Here is a 2,393-nt window from a genome sequence, read left to right on the forward strand (position 1 = left end):
CCCGGGTCCGAAATGCCTATTCCACCTAACATTCTACCGACATAGCCGGTTGCCCGGCATCCCCAAGATAGGCGCGACAGAGCGTCGCCGCAACCTTGCGTCGCGGAACAATCATCGCTTGACCGGGGAACTACAAGCGAACAGGCAGCGTTGAGGGACCTGTGTTGCGCCTTTGCGTACAGTTTCGAACGGGACTTCGTGCCCGAAACAGGGGATTATATTATGAAGAAAATGTCTTTCGTTCTGCTCGGTGCCGCCGCTCTGTCGATGGCCGCTTGCAACAAGAATGCCAATGAAGTCGCCGCCGACAATGTCGAAGCCAACGCCGGTGCGATGGCCGACAACATGGATGCGATGGCCGAAAATACATCGAACGACGCGATGGAGGATTCGCTCCATAACCAGGCCGACCAGCTGAAGGACAAGGCCGACAACGTCGCCGACAATGTCGCCGCCGGCAAAATGACCGAAGGCCAGGGCAACGCCGCGGTCAACGCGATGTAATTTCATCGACCTCGCGACGTTCGAGGTCGAATGAATTGACAAGGGGTCGGCGTCGCAATGCGGTGCCGGCCCTTTTTCGTTGGCGACCGATCGCCTAGGGAACAGGCTTGACCGACACCCCCGCCATTCCCGCTGCGACCCTGATCCTGGCCCGACAGGCAAGCGCCGGCGTTCCGCAACTGCTCATGGTCGAACGCGCCGCGACGATGGCGTTTGCGGCCGGAGCGATGGTCTTTCCCGGGGGGCGAGTCGATCTCGAAGACCGCCAGGTCGGCGCACTGCTCGGCATCGCGCACGGCGCGGCGATTGTCGCCGCGATCCGCGAAACGATCGAGGAGACCGCCGTTCCGGTGGCGCTCGATCCGCTCCCGTCGTGCGAACTGGCGCTGGCATTGCAGCAGGAATTGCTCGCCGAAGTGCCGCTGGCGGTACTGCTCGAGCGGCACGGGCTGACGATCGTGCCGGACAAATTGACCCCGTTCGCGCACTGGATTCCCAAGTTGCATGTCGCCCGGCGGTTCGACACCTTGTTCTTTCTTGCCGAGTCGCCGCCCGGTGACTGGCAGCCAGTGGTCGGCGAGCATGAGAATCGGAGCGCCGCCTGGCTCAGTGCGGGCGAGGTTCTGCGCCGCGACGCCGCCGGCGAAGCGAGCTTGATCTTCCCGACACGGTGCACCCTGCACCGGCTGGCGCAGCATGGCTCGATCGCGGCGATGCACGACGACGCGGGCCGCCACCCGGTCGAGCCGATCTCGCCGTGGATCGCGGAGCAGGACGGCGAGCGGATGCTGACGATCCCCGCGCACCTCGGCTATCCAATCATTCAAGAGCGGATCGCGGAGATGTGGCGCAATTGAGTGCCACGATTCCGGCGTCGCGATTCTGGCAGTATTTCGACAAAAAAGGGCCCGCGATCGCTCGCGAGCCCTGTTTTTAGATCGGGTTAGCCAGACCTACTTGAGGTGGCCGGACAGATGCTTGTTCATTTCGAACATGGTGCAGCTGTCCTTGCCGAAGATCTTCTTCAGCTTGTCGTCCGCCAGAATCTCGCGCTTGTTCGCCGGATTCTGCAGATTATGCTGGCGGATGTGCGCCCATACCTTCGACACCACTTCGCTGCGTGGCAGCGGTGCGGCGCCGACGATGGCGGCGAGATCGGCCGACGGGGTTACCGGGCGTGCCAGTCCTCCGCCAGCTTTGCGCGGTGTCCCAGTCGTTGCTTTTGCCATTTTGGCCCTCCTGTTGTTCGGCGCCGAGGTAGAGCGCAATCTTGCCCCCCTTGCAAGGGGACACAGCGACTTCCGCAATTAACTTTGCGCAAGGGGAAACGGCACGACGCGATTGTTTGCGTCATGGCCGATATCGGCGGGGCCGGCAAAGGCGATTCCGGCCCGCCCGCACCAGTCGCGGACGATCGCTTCGGCGGTGCCGCTCCACACCGGATCATTTTCCGGAATATCGCTGACCCGGCCGAGGCCGATGGCGCGGACACCGGCGATCGCGGGCGAGCGGGTGAGGTGAAACATCGTCCGATCGATGCGATAGAGATGCTCGGCGACATCTTCGATCAGCAGTTCGACGCCGCTAAAGTCGGGTTCGAGCGGGGTGCCGAGCAGGCTCGACAGTACGGTCAGGTTAAACGCCATGGCCGGGCCGGTCAGGCCGGGCTCGAGCGCGGCGGGGTCGCGGTAGATCAGCCAGTCGAGCGCGCGGTTGACCGCCGCCTCCCCGCCGTCGCGCAGCACATCCTGGACCATCGGTCCGTGGGCGACGGTGAGGCCCGCCTTGTGGAACCCCGCCAGGAGGAAACCCGCGTCGCTGTAGCCGAGATAGGTTTTTGCGCGGGCGGCGTGCGGAAGGTCGGCGAGCGCCGCTTCGGCGATGCGGTT

General features: G+C 63.9%; 4 protein-coding genes. 2 read left to right on the forward strand and 2 right to left on the reverse strand.

The annotated features are described in order from the left end of the window. The first annotated feature begins 222 nt into the window (after nucleotides 1-222). Nucleotides 223-504: a hypothetical protein gene (locus RMN84_RS05895; protein ID WP_309611264.1), complete on the forward strand. Its 282-nt coding sequence runs from the start codon at nucleotides 223-225 to the stop codon at nucleotides 502-504. Nucleotides 505-611: 107 nt separating this feature from the next. After that, nucleotides 612-1,361: an NUDIX hydrolase gene (locus RMN84_RS05900; protein ID WP_309611265.1), complete on the forward strand. Its 750-nt coding sequence runs from the start codon at nucleotides 612-614 to the stop codon at nucleotides 1,359-1,361. Between the two features lie 96 nt (nucleotides 1,362-1,457). On the opposite strand, the gene RMN84_RS05905 is transcribed toward RMN84_RS05900, so the two are convergent. Together RMN84_RS05905 and RMN84_RS05910 are read right to left on the reverse strand one after the other, a co-directional pair. Next, nucleotides 1,458-1,733, reverse strand: coding sequence for an SWIB/MDM2 domain-containing protein (locus RMN84_RS05905; protein ID WP_309611266.1), 276 nt, complete (start codon nucleotides 1,731-1,733; stop codon nucleotides 1,458-1,460). A gap of 78 nt (nucleotides 1,734-1,811) precedes the next feature. Further along, a partial coding sequence (locus RMN84_RS05910; protein WP_309611267.1) for an LD-carboxypeptidase occupies nucleotides 1,812-2,393 on the reverse strand: 582 nt, incomplete at its 5' end.

The organism is Sphingomonas sp., from assembly GCF_031380695.1.
Lineage (GTDB): Bacteria > Pseudomonadota > Alphaproteobacteria > Sphingomonadales > Sphingomonadaceae > Sphingomicrobium.